Raw genomic sequence first — 15,705 nt, forward strand, 5'->3', positions numbered from 1 at the left:
AGCACGAACCGGCTTGTTCGCGCATCAGGGCAGGTCGAGCTGCTTGCGCATCAGCACGGCCGAGCGGCCCTCGATGCCCTCGCGGCCGGTCTCGGCGTAGCCGAGCGACTCGTACAGCGCGATGTTGGCGGCCATCCTGACGTTGGTGTAGAGGCGCAGCGCGGGCAGCCCCAGCCGCCGCGCCTCCTGTTCGGCGTAGTCCATGAGGCCGCGCCCGATGCCCCTGCCGTGCAGCTCGGGCCGGACCGCGACGTTCTCCACCAGCAGCACGCCGTCCTCGGGAACGAGCACGATGAGCCCGTCGAGCCGGTCGAGCCGGTCGGTGACGTGCACCCGGCGCGCGGCGATGAGCGCGGCGTAGTCGGCCTCCAGCGGCAGCGGCCGCATGCCGATGACCTCGATCCACGGCGTGTAGGCGTCCTGGACGAGCCGCTCCACGGCGGCCCTGTCGCCCTCGTCTGCGAGCCTCATGCGCCCAATGTTGCCAGCACCCGCTCGACCTGCCGCTGGAAGGTCCCGGGCGGGTTGCGCGGGTGCTCGTGCGACAGCAGGAAGAACCAGACGAGCGCGTGCACCTTGCGGCATTCCCTGGTCCGCCGCTCCTCCTGCGGGCTCAGCTCGAACCGGTGCGCGATCTCCACCTCCCCGTCCACCCACATCGACACGTGCTCGGCCAGCTCGGCCACCTCGAACGCGACGTCGCTGCGCCCGGAGTCCTCGAAGTCGACGATGCGGACGCGCGTGCCGTCCCACAGGAAGTTGGCCAGGTTCCCGTCGCCCGCGCCGAACGCCTCCCTGACCCCGGCCTCGCCCGGCGACCAGCTCTCCAGCCAGCGCAGCCCCTCCGTGACGGCCCGGTCGGCCAGCGGCTCCCTGGGCTGCCAGGCGGCGCAGCGCTCCCTGACCCAGTCGACCAGCGCCTCGCGCTGCCAGGGGCGTACGGGCAGGCCGCGCAGCACGTCGCCGGGCACGGCGGCGTGCAGCTCCGCCAGCGCCGCCGCCATGGCCGACATGTGCCTGTCCCGCGCGAACAGCCCGCGCAGCGGCACCCCGGGGATCCTCGACATCGTCACCGCGCCGCCCTCGAAGGCGATCGGCTCGGGCGCGAGCCCCGGCGCGTGCTCGGCCAGCAGCCTCAGCGCCCGCCACTCGCGCTCGGCCGCGCCCGGCTTGCTGTCCAGGTAGCGCTTGACGACGCGGTCCTCCTCGTACGTCAGCTCGTGCGTGTGCCGAAGATCAGCCATGCCCGCATGCTAGGCCAACATCGCTGGTCACGAGCCTGCCGCCACCGCCCCTCAGGAGGCCGCGAGCTCGTCCTGGTAGCCGGCCGCGCGCCGCGGGTCGGCGTAGTCGCGCGAGTGCACGATGAGGCCGTCCCTGATCCTCATCACCATCACGTACGTGCTCGCGAACGGCTGCCCGGACGACAGGACGTGGCCGTGCAGGTCGTACTCGGCGATGACCACCTCCGGGTCGGTGGTCTCGTGCAGCACCACGTTCTCCAGCCGGTCCTGCCGCAGCACCGCCCCCGCCCGCTCGAACCTGGCCCGGTGCCCCTCCCTCCCCTCGAACCTGAAGGGCACGCCGCCGGGCGTGAACGGGATCTCGATCACCGAGTCCTCCGAGAAGAAGTCGGCCAGCGCGGCGAGGTCGCCTCCTGCGGTGACGGCCAGGAAACGCTCGGCCACTTCACGGGCGGACGGATGCATCACATACCTCCAGAACGGACTAGAATCCGGAACGTACAACCCGCTTAGAAGCTACGGAGCGCCCGTTCCGGTTGTCAACCCTCAGGAGGTTCAGGGCATGACCGTTCCCGGCCGGGCGGACGCCCGCCACAACCACGCCCGCGTCCTGGAGGCGGCGCGGGAGGCGTTCGCCGAGGAGGGCCCGTCGGCGACGCTCGACACCGTCGCGCGCCGGGCCGGCGTGGGCGCGGGCACCGTCTACCGGCGCTTCCCCAGCAAGGAGGCGCTGCTCGCGGCGGTGGTCAACGACCGGCTCGACCGGCTCGTGGACGAACTCGCCGCCCCGGCGTCAGGCGACCCGGGCGCGGCCTTCTTCGCCGCGTTCGAGCGCGCGGTGTCCCAGGTGGCGCTCAACAAGGCCCTCTGCGAGTCGATGAGCTCCGCCACCGGCATCTCCCCCGGCGTCCGCGACCGTTTCCTGGCCGCACTGGCTCCCCTGCTCGCCGGCGCCCAGCGGTCGGGAGCCGTCCGCCCCGACGTGACCGCAGCGGACGTGACCAGCCTGATCGCGGGCTGCGCCGCCATGGAGCACGCCGCCGCCACCCCGGGCCGGAGCACCGCCATCGTCCTGGACGGCCTGCGAACCGCCGTAACGAAACCTAACGAAATCAGGTGCGCGGAGTGCGGCACCCCCATCGCGCCCACCGCCACGGGCCGCCCCGCCCGCTACTGCGGCAACGCCTGCCGGCAACGCGCCCACCGCCGCCGCCACACCCCCGCCTGACGAACCCGGCCGCTCACAGTCTCCCCCGCAGGAACTCCCGCTCCACCTCGTTGCCCGACCGCGCGATCGCCGCCTCGTATGCCTGCGCGGCCTCCGCCTCGCGCCCCAGCCTGCGCAGCAGATCGGCCCGCACGGCGTGGAACAGGTAGTACTCGCCCGCCTCGATCCCCTCGACCACCCGCAACGCCTGCTCCGGCCCCTTCACCTCGGCCACGGCCACCGCCCGGTTCAGCGCCACCACGGGCGTCGGGGTGAGGGTCAGCAGCAGGTCGTACAGCGCGAGTATCTGCCCCCAGTCCGTCTCCGCCGCGCTCGCCGCGTCGCCGTGCACCGCGTTGACCGCCGCCTGCACCTGGTACGGCCCCGGCTCGTCGCGCCGCAGGCACCGCCGGACCAGTTCCTGCCCCTCCTCGACGAGCCCGCGGTCCCAGAGCGCCCTGTCCTGCTCGGCCAGCGGCACCAGCTCGCCGCCCGCCCCGGTACGGGCCGCCCGCCGCGACTCGACGAGCAGCATGAGCGCGAGCAGCCCCATGACCTCGGGCTCGTCCGGCACCAGCGCGGCCAGCAGCCGCCCGAGCCTGATGGCCTCGGCACACAGCTCCTCGCGGACGAGCCGGTCGCCCGAGCTGGCCGTGTACCCCTCGTTGAAGATCAGATACACCACCGCCAGCACCGCCCGCAGCCGGGCGGGCAGGTCGGCCTCCTCCGGGATCCGGTACGGGATGCGCGCGTCCCGGATCTTGCCCTTGGCCCTGACCAGCCGTTGCGCCATGGTGGTCTCGGGCACCAGGAACGCCCGCGCGATCTCCGCCGTCGTGAGCCCGCCCAGCAACCGCAGCGTGAGCGCCACCTGGGCGTGCGTGGCCAGCGCCGGATGGCAGCAGGTGAAGATCAGCCGGAGCCGGTCGTCGCGCACGGGCCCCTGGTCCACGTGCTCGGCGGGGGCGTGCAGCAGCGCGGCCTGGGCGTGCTTGTCGTGCCGCGCCGACTCCCTGCGCAGGCGGTCGATGGCCCGGTTGCGCGCGGTGGTGATGATCCAGCCTGCCGGGCTCGGCGGCGGGCCGGCCTCCGGCCAGTGGCGCAGCGCCACGGCGAACGCCTCCTGCACCGCCTCCTCGGCCACGTCGATGTCCCCGAAGACGCGCACGAGCACCGAGACCGCCCTGCCGTACTCCTCGCGGAAAGCCCGCTCGACCTCCGGCACGCCGCCGAACTCCGCGCGGAAGACCCGCCCGGCTCCGCCGTGCTCCTCGCGGACGACCCGCTCGACCTCCGCCACGCCTACAACCCGGAGCCCGCCCTGCGCTGAATCTCCTCCACCGCGTTCTTGGCGTCCCTGAGCGTGGCCCCGGTCTCCTTGCGGTAGATCGCGATGGCCTGGATCGTCTTGCCCCGCCGCAGCGCCTGGTAGAACTCCGGCGGGAACCGCGGCCGCTCACCGCTGGAGAGATCGACGCCGAGATAGCGCTGGAGGGCCGCCACCTGCTGTTCGAGCCGGGCGACCCTGTCCTCAACCGATTCCATGGCAGGAACCCTACGTCGCGGCCGCCACCCGTGGACATCGGGCGGCGGCCACCAGGACGTCAGCGCTGGGTCGGCGCCACCACGACCTCGACCCGCTGGAACTCCTTGATGTCGGAGTAACCGGTCGAGGCCATGGTCCGCTTCAGCGCGCCCATGAGGTTCATCGACCCGTCGGCCACGCTCGACGGCCCGTGCAGGATCTGCTCCAGAGTCCCGACCGTGCCGAACGCGACCCGCCGCCCGCGCGGCAGGTCGGGGTGGTGCGCCTCGGAGCCCCAGTGGAACCCGTGACCGGGAGCCTCCACCGCGCGCGCCAGCGGCGAGCCCACCATCACGGCGTCGGCGCCGCAGGCGATGGCCTTGGCGATGTCGCCGGAGGTGCCCATGCCGCCGTCGGCGATCACGTGCACGTACCGGCCGCCGGACTCGTCGAGGTAGTCGCGCCGCGCCGCCGCCACGTCGGAGATCGCGGTGGCCATCGGCACGGCCACGCCGAGCACGTTGCGGGTGGTGTGCGAGGCGCCCCCGCCGAAGCCCACCAGCACGCCGGCCGCGCCGGTGCGCATCAGGTGCAGCGCGGCGGTGTAGGTGGCGCAGCCCCCCACGATGACCGGCACGTCCAGCTCGTAGATGAACTGCTTGAGGTTGAGCGGCTCGGCCCGCCCCGACACGTGCTCGGCCGAGACCGTGGTGCCGCGGATGACGAAGATGTCGACGCCCGCGTCGATCACGGTCTTGTGGTACTGGACCGTACGCTGCGGCGAGAGCCGGACGGCGGTGGTCACCCCGGACGCGCGGATCTCCTCGATCCTGCGGCCGATCAGCTCTTCCTTGATCGGCGCGGCGTAGATCTCCTGCAGCCGCTTGGTGGCCGCCTCCTGGTCGAGGGCCGCGCACTCCTCCAGCAGCGGCAGCGGGTCCTCGTAACGCGTCCACAACCCTTCGAGGTCGAGCGGCGCCAGGCCGCCGAGCCGCCCGATCTCGATGGCGGTGGCCGGCGAGACCACGCTGTCCATGGGAGCGACGACCACGGGCAGCTCGAACCGGTAGGCGTCGATCTGCCAGGCGATCGAGACCTCCTCCGGGTCACGGGTGCGCCGCGAGGGCACCAGGCCGATCTCGTCAAGCGCGTACGCCCGCCGCCCGGTCTTACCCCGGCCGATCTCCACCTGCTGAGTCATGAACTTACCTTCTGTGATAGTTCGGAGCTTCCACGGTCATCTGGATGTCGTGGGGATGGCTCTCCTTGAGGCCCGCCGCCGTGATCGGCATGAGCTCGCAGTCGGTGTGCATCTGCTCGATCGTGCGGCAGCCCGAGTACCACATGCCCTGGCGCAGCCCGCCGATGAGCTGGTGGGCGACGGCCGCGACCGGGCCGCGGTAGGGGACCTGGCCCTCGATGCCCTCGGGGATGTACTTGTCCTCGCCGCCGACGTCGGCCTGCGCGTAGCGGTCCTTGCTGAAGGAGGTGCCGCCGCGCTCGCGGTTGCGTACGGCGCCGAGCGAGCCCATGCCCCGGTACGACTTGAACTGCTTGCCGTTGATGAAGATCAGCTCACCGGGCGACTCCTCGCACCCGGCGAGCAGCGAGCCCAGCATGACCGTGTCGGCCCCGGCGGCGATGGCCTTGACGATGTCGCCGGAGTACTGCAGGCCGCCGTCGCCGATCACCGGAACCCCGGCGGGCGCGCACGCCCTGGACGCCTCGTAGATGGCCGTGACCTGCGGCGCGCCGACCCCGGCCACGACGCGGGTGGTGCAGATGGAGCCGGGGCCCACGCCGACCTTGACGGCGTCGGCGCCCGCGTCGACCAGCATCTGGGCGCCGGCCCTGGTCGCGATGTTGCCGCCGATGACCTCGACCTTGCTGTTGGCCTTGACCTTGGCGATCATGTCGGCCAGCCCCTTGGAGTGGCCGTGCGCCACGTCCACGACCACGACGTCCACCCCGGCCTCGATGAGGGCCTTGGCCCGCAGCTCGGCGTCGCCGCCGACACCCACGGCCGCGCCGACGATCAGCCGCCCGTCGGCATCCTTGGTGGACAGCGGGTACTGCTCGCTCTTGGTGAAGTCCTTGACCGTGATCAGGCCGCGCAGCCTGCCGTCGGCGTCCACCAGCGGCAGCTTCTCGATCTTGTTCTGCCTGAGCAGCGCGAACGCGTCGTCACGCGAGACCCCCACCGGGGCGGTGACGAGCGGCATCTTCGTCATGACCTCGCGGACCGGCCGCGTCTGGTCGGTCTCGAAGCGCATGTCGCGGTTGGTCACGATGCCGACCAGCGTGCCCGACACGTCGGTCACGGGCACCCCGGAGATCCGGTACGTGGCGCACAGCCGCTCGACGTCGGCCAGCGTGTCGTCGGGGCTGCACGTCACCGGGTTGGTGACCATGCCGGCCTCGGACCGCTTGACCAGGTCGACCTGCTGGGCCTGCTCCTCGACCGACAGGTTGCGGTGCAGGATGCCGATGCCGCCCTGCCTGGCCATGGCGACCGCCATGCGGGCCTCGGTGACGGTGTCCATGGCCGCGGAGACCAGCGGGATGGACAGCGTGATGCCCTTGGACAGGCGAGATCGGGTGTCGGCCTCCCCTGGCTGCAGGTCCGAATATCCGGGCACCAGCAGCACGTCATCGAAGGTCAGACCCATCTCGGTGAACTTGGACATGCCGCGGCCCCCTCCTGCCTAGCGTTGATGTGCACCAAGTCTAGGCCCTGCCTCCAAAACGCGATGAAGCCGGGAGCACGAAGACCCCCACGGTCCTCGTGACTCCCGGCCTCGACAGAGTGCCGGGGGATGGGACGGTCGGTGATCCGTCCCATCCCCCGGCCACCGGCATCCAGGGCGACGGCGGCGCGACACGCCACCGAACCCCCCTCCGCGTCCTGATGGCCGGCGCCACCGCGCCCTTGGCTGGATGCCGACGCTAGGTAAAGCCTGCGTTACTCAACGGAACATCGCAATGTGAAAACGTGCAATTGCACGAAGTTGCACGCCGCGGCGAAGCAGTCAGCGCAACACGCGGACACGAAGCGAATGCGGGGTTATCCTCACGGCACGCCCGTGTCCCCCCAACGGAGCCGCCCATAATGCGCGACGAGCCGCTGATCATGTCCGACCCGCTCGAGACACTGGGCCTCGACCAGGCCCAGACCGCGCTCTACTCCGCGGTGCTGCGCCTGCACAAGGCGACCCGTTCGGACCTGGCCCAGGCCATGGACGGCCCGATCGAGAAGGTCGGCCGCCAGCTCGACGACCTCGTCAGGCTGGGAGTGATCGACGAACACTCGGGCCAGTACCTGGCCAGACACCCCGCGGCGGCGCTCGGCCGGCTGATCGCCGAGCGGCTCGACAGGCTGGCGGAGGAGAGCCGCAGGATCGACTCGGCGCTGGGCTCGATCCGAGGGCTGATCCGCGACTACGACGCCGGGCGCGACTATCGCAGCGGGCCTTTCACGGTGGAGATGGCGAGGGGGGCGGACATCCTCTACGAGAGCGTGGTGGGCATCGCCGTACAATGTCAAACCCCACCAATGCCTTTACTAACCGCAGTTCCCGATGACCGGACTATGACTGACTTTGTCCGTAAATTTGCGGATCCATGGATTGATGCGCAAAAACGGAATTTGCTTACCGTTCAAGCGATCATCCCGGTTTCCAGTCTGGTGCTCCCCGGCGTCCGCGATCAGCTCACCCGGCTCACGGAGGCGGGGGGCGAGGTGCGCACGATGGACCGGGTGCCGAGCTGGTTCATGGCCGCCGGGCCCGAGATGGCCGGCCTGCCCGCCCACTGGGGCGGCAACCTGCCCGACCACGCCTACAACTTCTACCTCGTGCGCACGTCCGTCGTGGTGGGCGTGCTCAGCTCGCTCTTCCGCGAGCTGTGGGCCCGCGCCGTGCCCCTGCCGTGGGGACGCGGGAGAGACGGCGCTCTCCAGGTGCTGCGCCTGGCCGCGCAGGGCATGTGCGACGACTCGATCGCCCGCCAGCTCGGCGTGTCGGTACGCACCGTCCGTGCCCGCTTCGCCGACGCGATGACCGAGTTGGGGGCTCAATCCCGCTTCCACGCCGGGGTCGAGGCGGCCAGACGCGGATGGCTGAGGTAAACCCCACCGCGCGGGCCGCTTCGGTCATATGGTGGGAAGGTGCTGGAAGACGTCCCCCGCGATCCGTTCGCGGACGACCCGAACGACCCGTCCTCGGCGATGGGCGCGCTCGACGACGCCGAGCCACTCACCGCCGCCGAGCGCGACGAGGCCATCACCGACCTCGCCGACGTCGAGGTCTTCCGCTCCCTGCTCGAACCGCAGGGGGTGCTGGGGCTCGTGCTCGACTGCCCTGAATGCGGCGAGCAGCACTTCTTCGACTGGGAGCTGCTGCGCGGCAACCTCAAACAGATGATCGAGAAAGGCCAGCCGCAGGTGCACGAGCCGGCCTTCCATCCGGACCCCGCCGACTACGTCAGCTGGGACTACGCCCGCGGCTACGTCGACGGCGTCATCGACACGGAGGAGCGCCGCTGATCGACGTCCTCGAGCAGCGCGGCGAGCAGCCGCGCCGCGCGATCGCCCGGATCGGGCAGCTCTCCACGACCGAGCGCGTCGAGCAGCGCATCGGTATCTTCCTCAGGCGTCAAGCCGACTCCAGCTCGGCCATCTGCCTCAACCTCGCCAGCGCCCGATGCTGGGCGACGCGGACCGCACCCGGTGACATACCGAGTACATTACCGGTCTCCTCGGCCGACAGCCCCGACACCACCCGCAACAGCAGCAACTCGCGCTGGTTGTCGGGCAGCCTGGCCAGCAGCCGCCGGGCGTGCTCCACCTCGATGTAACGGACCACCGTCTCCTCGGGCCCCGGGCCGTCGTCGGGCCCGTCGGGCAGATCCTGGGTCGGCACCGCGGAGCGCACCGAGCTCCGCAGCGCGTCGGCCACCTTGTGCGAGGCGATCCCGAACACGAAGGACGCGAAGGGCCGCCCCATGTCCCGGTACCGCGGCAGCGCGGACAACACCGCGATGCACACCTCCTGGGCTACGTCATCGGCAATGTGATATTGCCCTGAAACCCTGCCCAGCCTGGCGCGGCAATACCGCACCACCATCGGACGCAACTCCCCGAGCAGGGATTCGATCGCACTGCGATCTCCCTGCACGGCGAGGCTCGTCAGTTCCCTAAGGTCGGAGTCATCCGTCCGTGCCGGAAGTCTCGACGCGAGCCTTACCCCAATTTTGGCGTCGGCGACGCTTCCCTCGCTCACGATAGGCATGATGCCCGCACTGATCCGGCCTGTCGTCATAGCGAACGGCTACGGATTGGTCACATTGAAGCGACGATAACGAGCAGTAATCAACCGACCACACTAAGCCTTTATGCTGACATAATGTTTCAGGCGATAACCCGGAATGCGCGACATTTGTCAGACCCCCCGACGCTTATCGCACACTCCCGGTTTACTCCAATAAGCCACCTTTTCCCCCACTTCCCCCCAACCCGCCCATGAGGGGACACGCCGCCGCTCAAGATCATTCATCGCGCGCGTCCAGCAGTTCGAGGTATCCCCGTACCGCCTCCCAGAGGTGATGTTCCGGATACCGCCGCAACCCCCGGTGCTCCCGCCGCCACTGACGGTCCCAGTACGCCCCCTGCACCGCCCTGAGGTGCTCCAGAGCCGCCTCCAGCTCCTCCGCCACCCCGGCGACCCGCTCCTCCCCGCGGGGAGCCCCAGCACCGCGCAGCGCCTCGAACCGCCGCTCCCGCAGCGCCGCCAGCACGCCCTCGTCGATCCCCTCCAGCGACCAGAAGCGCACCGGCCGGTGGATGCGATGGTTGGCCACCGGCTCCCCGAACGACCGCCACCAGTAGGCGATCCCGCCCTCGTCCAGCCGCAGGAAGTCCACCAGCCACGCCGTGCCCGGCGGGTGCGTGCCCCAGGCCACCTCCTCCGGCGGCAGGTTCAGCACGAAGGCGACCTCGATCTCGGCGAGCGGATCCGCCCCCTCCGTCAGAGGGCCGAACACGTGCGCCTCCCGCAGGAACGGCTCCTCCGCCGGCAGCCGCCTGGTCTGCTCGCACGCCCCGGCCAGCATCCTCAACCGCTCCACAGCCCGCGCGTACCGCATGCTCCCCAGCCTAGGGCCCGGCCCCTGAAACGCCGTACGGCCCGCACCCCCTCCGGGTGCGGGCCGTAACGGGACGGAAGGCGCGGTCAGTGGCCGTGGCCGTGACCGTGACCCTGGCCGGCGGCCGGGGCCTCCTCCTCGGGCTTGTCCACCACGAGCGCCTCGGTGGTGAGCAGCATGCCCGCGATCGAAGCGGCGTTCTGCACGGCCGAGCGCGTGACCTTGACCGGGTCGATGACGCCCTGGTCGAGCAGGTTCACGTACTCGCCGGTGGCGGCGTTGAGGCCGTGACCGGCCTCCAGCTCGGCCACCTTGTGCGTCACCACGTAGCCCTCGAGACCGGCGTTCTCGGCGATCCAGCGGGCCGGCTCGACCAGCGCGCGGCGGACGATGCCGACGCCCGTGGCCTCGTCGCCCGTGAGGCCGAGGTCGTCGAGGTCCTTCGAGATGTGGATGAGCGCGGAGCCACCGCCGGAGACGATGCCCTCCTCGATCGCGGCGCGCGTCGCGGAGATCGCGTCCTCGAGGCGGTGCTTCTTCTCCTTCAGCTCCACCTCGGTGGCGGCGCCGACGCGCAGCACGCACACACCGCCGGCGAGCTTGGCCAGACGCTCCTGCAGCTTCTCGCGGTCCCAGTCGGAGTCGGACTGCTCGATGGCAATCTTGATCTCCTTGACGCGGTCCTCGATGGCCTGCGCGTCACCGGCGCCGTCGACGATGGTCGTGGCGTCCTTGGTGACGACGACGCGGCGGGCCGTGCCGAGCACCTCGAGACCGACGTGCTCCAGCTTGAGGCCGACCTCCTCGCTGACGACCTGGCCGCCGGTGAGGATGGCCATGTCCTGCAGCATCGCCTTGCGGCGGTCGCCGAAGCCCGGGGCCTTGACGGCCACGGAGGTGAAGGTGCCGCGGATCTTGTTGGTGACCAGGACGGCCAGGGCCTCGCCCTCGACGTCCTCGGCGACCACGAGGAGCGGCTTCTTCGTCTGGGCGATCTTCTCCAGCAGCGGCAGGAAGTCCGCGATGGAGGAGATCTTGCCCTGGGTGAGCAGGATGTAGGCGTCCTCGAGGACGGACTCCATCCGCTCGGGGTCGGTCACCATGTAGGCCGACAGGTAGCCCTTGTCGAACTGCATGCCCTCGGTGAACTCGAGCTCCATGCCCATGGCGTTGGACTCTTCGACGGTGAGCACACCGTCCTTGCCCACCTTGTCGAACGCCTCGGCGATCAGGCCGCCGATCTGCGCGTCCTGCGCGGAGATCGTCGCGACATTGGCGATCTCCTTCTTGTCGCCGACCTCGCGGGCGCTGGCCAGCAGCTTGTCGCTGACGGCCTTGGCGGCCTTGTCGATGCCGCGCTTGAGCGACAGCGGCGAGGCGCCGGCGGCCACGTTGCGCAGGCCCTCGCGGACCATGGCCTGGGCCAGGACGGTCGCGGTGGTGGTGCCGTCGCCCGCGATGTCGTTGGTCTTGGTGGCAACTTCCTTGGCGAGCTGGGCGCCGAGGTTCTCGTAGCGCTCCTCCAGCTCGATCTCACGAGCGATGGTCACACCGTCGTTCGTGATCGTCGGCGCACCGAACTTCTTGTCGATGACGACGTTGCGGCCACGCGGGCCGAGGGTTACCTTCACGGCGTCCGCGAGGGCGTTCACGCCGCGCTCGAGCGCGCGGCGGGCGTCCTCGTCGAACTCCAGGATCTTCGCCATTGCTGAAAGTCCTCTCCTAGCGTCGAAAGCCCCGGCCGCCCTCAAGAGCGCCCGGGGCTCGACACAACCGGCTTACTTCTCGATGATCGCGAGAACGTCGCGGGCGGAGAGCACGAGGTACTCCTCGCCGCCGTACTTGACCTCGGTGCCGCCGTACTTGCTGTAGAGGACGATGTCGCCCTCAGAGACGTCGAGCGGAATCCGCTTGTCGCCGTCCTCGTCCCAGTTGCCCGGGCCCACCGCGAGGACCTTGCCCTCCTGCGGCTTCTCCTTGGCGGTGTCAGGGATGACCAGGCCGGAAGCGGTGGTCTGCTCGGCCTCAAGCGGCTGGACCACAATGCGGTCGCCGAGCGGCTTAACGGGAACCTTGGTGGCGGTCGTCACGATCGGACCTCCCCTTCAGATTTGAATGATCTAGAAGAGGCGACCAGCGGGGCCTGCCGTCGCGGGTGTCAGACCTGCCTCGTCGCACGTTGGCACTCTCAAGGGGAGAGTGCCAACAGGAAACATATGCAAGAGGGGCTTGACAGTCAACACGAACGCGTCTGCTGAGAGCGATCAGGCCCCCGGCATGGTCGAGTCTTCCACGTGCGTGAACCTCCCGGCCGCCGCCGCGCCGCCCGGAGGCCACCCCGCTCCCGCGTGCCGCTAACGTCAGATGACGTGGACCTCGACGCCTTCACCGAGTTGCTGACCCCGCGCGGCAGGCGCGCGCTGGCGGAGGCCGGGGAGCTGGCGGGCGCCGACCCGGTCGTCGCCGCCACCACGTTGCGCAGGACGTACGACGCGGCGCTCACCTCGGCGGCGCTCACCCAGGCCGGGCTCAGGGAGCGGGCCAGGGCCAAGTTCGGCGCGGACGCCGGGCGGATGTTCTTCACGCCGCACGGCCTGGAGCAGTCCACGAGGGCGGAGGTGGCCGCGCACCGTGCCCGCCGCCTGCTCGACCTGCACGGCGCGCGGGCGCCCCGGGTCGTGGACGCGTGCTGCGGCGTCGGCGGCGACCTGCTCGCGCTGGCCCGCGCCGGCTGCACCGTGGCCGCCGTGGACACCGACCCGCTGACCGTCGCGGTGGCCAGGGCCAACGCGGAGGAGTTCGGGCTGGCCGACCGGGTCACGGTGACCGTGGCGGACGCGGCGGACGTCCGGCCGGAGGACTACGACGCGCTGTTCGCCGACCCTGCGAGGCGGACGGGCCGGGGCCGGACGTTCGACCCCCTGGCCTACTCGCCGCCCTGGCCCGTGGTGCTGGACCTGGTCTCCCGGGCGCGCCTGGCCTGCCTCAAGGTCGCCCCCGGCATCCCGTACGAGTTCATCCCCGAGGGCGCCGAGGCGGAGTGGATCTCGTACAAGGGGGAGGTCAAGGAGGCCACCCTGTGGACCGGGTCCCGAGGTGGCAGGCGGGCGACCCTGCTGCCCGGCGGCCACACGATGACCGCCACCGGCGTGCGGGCCCCGGTCGGCGCGCCGGGCCGCTTCGTCTACGAGCCGGACGGTGCGGCCGTCCGCGCGCACCTGGTCGGCGAGGTGGCCGAGTTGGTCGGCGGCAGGCTGCTCGACCCGATGATCGCCTACGTCACGGCCGACGAGCCGGTGGACACCCCGTGGGCCGCCGCCTACGAAGTGGATGACATTCTTCCCTTTTCCCTGAAAAGGCTCCGCACCGCCCTCCGTGAGCGACAAATCGGCAATGTCACCATCAAAAAGCGCGGCTCCGCCGTGGACATCGAGCGCCTGCGCACCGATTTGCGCCTCAAGGGCGACAAATCCATGGTGATCATGCTCACCAGAATTGCCGACAAACCCTCAGTAATCCTGTGCAAGCCCTCCCCACCTGCCTGAATCGCCGAATCCGGCCATCCGTACGTTAATGGCGATCTTTCAATTCACCCCTGACGGACCTTGATCGAAAGGCTAAGGTGGGCGGGCGAGGAGTTCTCCGCCCCATTGCGGTTGACCGCGCTCTCACCTTTCAACGATAAACCGGACCTATCCCACCGCTGCGCGGCAGACCGTCGGCGAGCGAAGGAGCTTTCGGTGGACCATTCCAACCACGCCGCCCTTCTTCCAAACGGCTACGACGCCGTCCCCAAGAGGATGCGAGACCTGCTCGCGCGTGCCGCCCAGGACCATGTCTACGAGCAACGCACCCAGGGCGCCGTGCTCGACGAGATCCGCCAGCGGCTCGAAGGCATGGAGTGGCTGCTGCGCGAGGTGCGCGAGCGCGAGCTGGGCGGCCTCAGCGGGGCGCTGGAGACGGTCAGCGGGCGGCTGGACGAGATCTCCGCCAAGCCACCGATGTGGGCGGAGGGCCTGGCGCAGCACGTGGAGGCCGTACGCGACCACGTCGATGCCGTGGGCGAGAAGGTCGGCCACGTCGACGCCCGGGTCACCCCGGTGGCCGAGCTGCCGAGCCTGTGGGCCGACGTGGGCACGGTGGGCGAGAGCGTGGAGGAGGCGCTCAGGCGCCTGCAGTCGGTGCTCGACACCACCGACGGCATCACCAAGGGCATGTCCGACTTCGCGGCGCAGCTGGCCGGCCTCAACTCCAGCATGGAGGCCGCCGCCAGCCGCTTCACCCGGCTCGACAAGTCGATGGCCGAGCTGGCCGGCCGCACCGACCGGGTCGAGGACGTCGTCAACGACCTGTCCGAGAGCGTCACCGCCCGGCTCGCCGACACCGACCAGCGGCTCAGCACCCGGCTGGACGAGACGAACGAGCGGCTCACCACCCGCCTCGACGAGACCGACGAACGGCTGAGCGCCCGCCTGGACGACACGGACCGGCGGCTCGGCACCCGGCTCGACGAGACCGACCAGCGGCTCGCCACGGCCCTCCTGGAGGCCGACGAGCGCCTCGTCAGCCGGCTCAAGGAGGCCGACGAGACGCTCACCGGCCGCCTGGCCGGCGTCGAGCAGCGCCTGACCACCAGGCTCGACGAGGCCGACCAGCACCTCGCCGTGCAGCTCGGCGAGAGCGAGCAGCGCCTGACGGCCAGGCTCAGCGGCGTGGACGCCCGGCTCGACAGGGCCGAGGGCAAGCTCACCGGCCTGGACTCGCGGCTCACCGGGTTCGACAGCCGGCTGGAGTCCGCCGACGAGTGCCTGGCCGACATCGACACCAGGATCGACGGCCTCGACGGCCGCATGAGCGGCGTGGACAAGCGGCTCGTCTCCATGGACGGCCAGCTCGGCGGGGTCGACAAGCGGCTGGGCACCCTCGACGGCCACCTGGGCCGCCACGACGACCGGTTCGACGCGCTCGACGTGCGCATCGACGCCCGCTTCTCCTCGCTCGACGAGCGCATGTCCGCCGCCGACCAGCACGCCGCCGAGCTCGCCACCCGCAACGAGGGCCGCTTCAACAAGCTCGACAACCAGATGGACGCCATCGACGAGCGGCTGGTCGAGGCCGAGGAGCACATGAGCAGCCGCTTCGACGCCATCGACGGCCACTTCGGCGGCCTCGACACCCGCTTCCACGGCTTCGACACCCACCTCAACGGGCTGGCCGCGCGCGCCGAGCAGGCGGGCGAGCACCTGGAGTCGGTCGACGAGCGCATCGAGGCGGTCACCGCGTCCGTGGGCCGGCTGCCCGCCGACCTGGCCATCCAGGAGCGGGTGGGCGAGGTGCTCCAGGCGCACGTGGGCGAGCAGGCCGAGCGCCTGACGGCCGCCACCGAGGCGCTCACCGAGCTGGTCAGGGCCAGGCCCGACGGCGACGAGCTGGCCGGCACGGTGACGGGCATCGTCCAGCCGGCCGCGGCAGACCTGAACAAGCGGCTGGACGCGCTGGAGGAGACCATGCTCGCGCTGGCCGAGGCCCTCCTGCGCCCGACCAGGGCCAAGGACTGACGAGCGCCGCGCCTGTGGGCAGGCTCACAG

General features: G+C 70.8%; 17 protein-coding genes. 5 read left to right on the forward strand and 12 right to left on the reverse strand.

Annotated elements, in window-relative coordinates; all coding sequences use genetic code 11:
- Window positions 1-24: 24 nt before the first annotated feature.
- Genes HD593_RS51985 through HD593_RS51995 form a run of 3 tightly spaced genes read right to left on the reverse strand, consistent with a single transcriptional unit; the run spans window position 25 to window position 1,709 of the window.
- Window positions 25-471, reverse strand: a complete 447-nt coding sequence (locus HD593_RS51985) for a GNAT family N-acetyltransferase (protein WP_185110262.1) — start codon at window positions 469-471, stop codon at window positions 25-27.
- Entirely contained in the window at window positions 468-1,244 is a 777-nt protein-coding gene (locus HD593_RS51990; RefSeq protein ID WP_185110263.1) for a phosphotransferase family protein, read from the reverse strand. The genes HD593_RS51985 and HD593_RS51990 overlap by 4 nt, the downstream gene beginning before the upstream one ends.
- A 51-nt stretch (window positions 1,245-1,295) precedes the next feature.
- Entirely contained in the window at window positions 1,296-1,709 is a 414-nt protein-coding gene (locus tag HD593_RS51995) for a nuclear transport factor 2 family protein (protein ID WP_185110264.1), read from the reverse strand.
- Window positions 1,710-1,806: 97 nt separating this feature from the next.
- Between HD593_RS51995 and HD593_RS52000 the strand changes: the two genes are divergently transcribed.
- A complete protein-coding gene (locus HD593_RS52000; RefSeq protein ID WP_185110265.1) occupies window positions 1,807-2,472 on the forward strand; it encodes a TetR/AcrR family transcriptional regulator in 666 nt (221 codons plus the stop codon).
- A 13-nt stretch (window positions 2,473-2,485) separates the two neighbouring features.
- On the opposite strand, the gene HD593_RS52005 is transcribed toward HD593_RS52000, so the two are convergent.
- The 4 genes from HD593_RS52005 to guaB form a co-directional block, all read right to left on the reverse strand.
- Complete coding sequence (locus tag HD593_RS52005; RefSeq protein WP_185112651.1) at window positions 2,486-3,676, reverse strand: RNA polymerase sigma factor; 1,191 nt, start codon at window positions 3,674-3,676, stop codon at window positions 2,486-2,488.
- Between the two features lie 77 nt (window positions 3,677-3,753).
- A complete protein-coding gene (locus HD593_RS52010) occupies window positions 3,754-3,996 on the reverse strand; it encodes a hypothetical protein (protein ID WP_185110266.1) in 243 nt (80 codons plus the stop codon).
- A gap of 59 nt (window positions 3,997-4,055) precedes the next feature.
- Entirely contained in the window at window positions 4,056-5,177 is a 1,122-nt protein-coding gene (locus HD593_RS52015; protein ID WP_185110267.1) for a GuaB3 family IMP dehydrogenase-related protein, read from the reverse strand.
- Between the two features lie 4 nt (window positions 5,178-5,181).
- Window positions 5,182-6,663 carry an IMP dehydrogenase gene (gene guaB / locus HD593_RS52020; RefSeq protein ID WP_185110268.1) on the reverse strand — a complete coding sequence of 494 codons (1,482 nt, stop codon included), beginning with the start codon at window positions 6,661-6,663 and terminating at the stop codon, window positions 5,182-5,184.
- 422 nt (window positions 6,664-7,085) lie between these two features.
- Between guaB and HD593_RS52025 the strand changes: the two genes are divergently transcribed.
- A complete protein-coding gene (locus tag HD593_RS52025; RefSeq protein ID WP_185110269.1) occupies window positions 7,086-8,102 on the forward strand; it encodes a helix-turn-helix transcriptional regulator in 1,017 nt (338 codons plus the stop codon).
- Between the two features lie 39 nt (window positions 8,103-8,141).
- The gene (locus HD593_RS52030; RefSeq protein ID WP_080043188.1) at window positions 8,142-8,519 is read left to right on the forward strand and encodes a DUF5319 domain-containing protein; all 378 of its coding nucleotides are present in this window, start codon (window positions 8,142-8,144) and stop codon (window positions 8,517-8,519) included.
- Here the strand turns inward: HD593_RS52030 and HD593_RS52035 are convergent.
- The 5 genes from HD593_RS52035 to groES all read right to left on the reverse strand — a co-directional run bounded on the left by HD593_RS52035 (window position 8,480) and on the right by groES (window position 12,207).
- Complete coding sequence (locus tag HD593_RS52035) at window positions 8,480-8,632, reverse strand: hypothetical protein (RefSeq protein WP_185110270.1); 153 nt, start codon at window positions 8,630-8,632, stop codon at window positions 8,480-8,482. The genes HD593_RS52030 and HD593_RS52035 overlap by 40 nt on opposite strands.
- Complete coding sequence (locus HD593_RS52040; protein WP_090930520.1) at window positions 8,629-9,264, reverse strand: sigma-70 family RNA polymerase sigma factor; 636 nt, start codon at window positions 9,262-9,264, stop codon at window positions 8,629-8,631. The genes HD593_RS52035 and HD593_RS52040 overlap by 4 nt, the downstream gene beginning before the upstream one ends.
- A 256-nt stretch (window positions 9,265-9,520) precedes the next feature.
- Window positions 9,521-10,117, reverse strand: coding sequence for a DUF7711 family protein (locus HD593_RS52045; RefSeq protein ID WP_185110271.1), 597 nt, complete (start codon window positions 10,115-10,117; stop codon window positions 9,521-9,523).
- Window positions 10,118-10,203: 86 nt separating this feature from the next.
- Window positions 10,204-11,823 carry a chaperonin GroEL gene (groL, locus tag HD593_RS52050; protein WP_185110272.1) on the reverse strand — a complete coding sequence of 540 codons (1,620 nt, stop codon included), beginning with the start codon at window positions 11,821-11,823 and terminating at the stop codon, window positions 10,204-10,206.
- 72 nt (window positions 11,824-11,895) lie between these two features.
- Window positions 11,896-12,207, reverse strand: coding sequence for a co-chaperone GroES (groES, locus tag HD593_RS52055; RefSeq protein ID WP_043623565.1), 312 nt, complete (start codon window positions 12,205-12,207; stop codon window positions 11,896-11,898).
- 279 nt (window positions 12,208-12,486) lie between these two features.
- Here groES and HD593_RS52060 point away from each other — a divergent pair, with 279 nt between their 5' ends.
- A complete protein-coding gene (locus tag HD593_RS52060) occupies window positions 12,487-13,662 on the forward strand; it encodes a class I SAM-dependent methyltransferase (RefSeq protein ID WP_185110273.1) in 1,176 nt (391 codons plus the stop codon).
- 195 nt (window positions 13,663-13,857) lie between these two features.
- The gene (locus tag HD593_RS52065) at window positions 13,858-15,675 is read left to right on the forward strand and encodes an apolipoprotein A1/A4/E domain-containing protein (protein WP_185110274.1); all 1,818 of its coding nucleotides are present in this window, start codon (window positions 13,858-13,860) and stop codon (window positions 15,673-15,675) included.
- Window positions 15,676-15,705 lie beyond the last annotated feature (30 nt).

Origin of the sequence: Nonomuraea rubra (assembly GCF_014207985.1) — a bacterium.
Taxonomy (GTDB): Bacteria; Actinomycetota; Actinomycetes; order Streptosporangiales; family Streptosporangiaceae; genus Nonomuraea; species Nonomuraea rubra.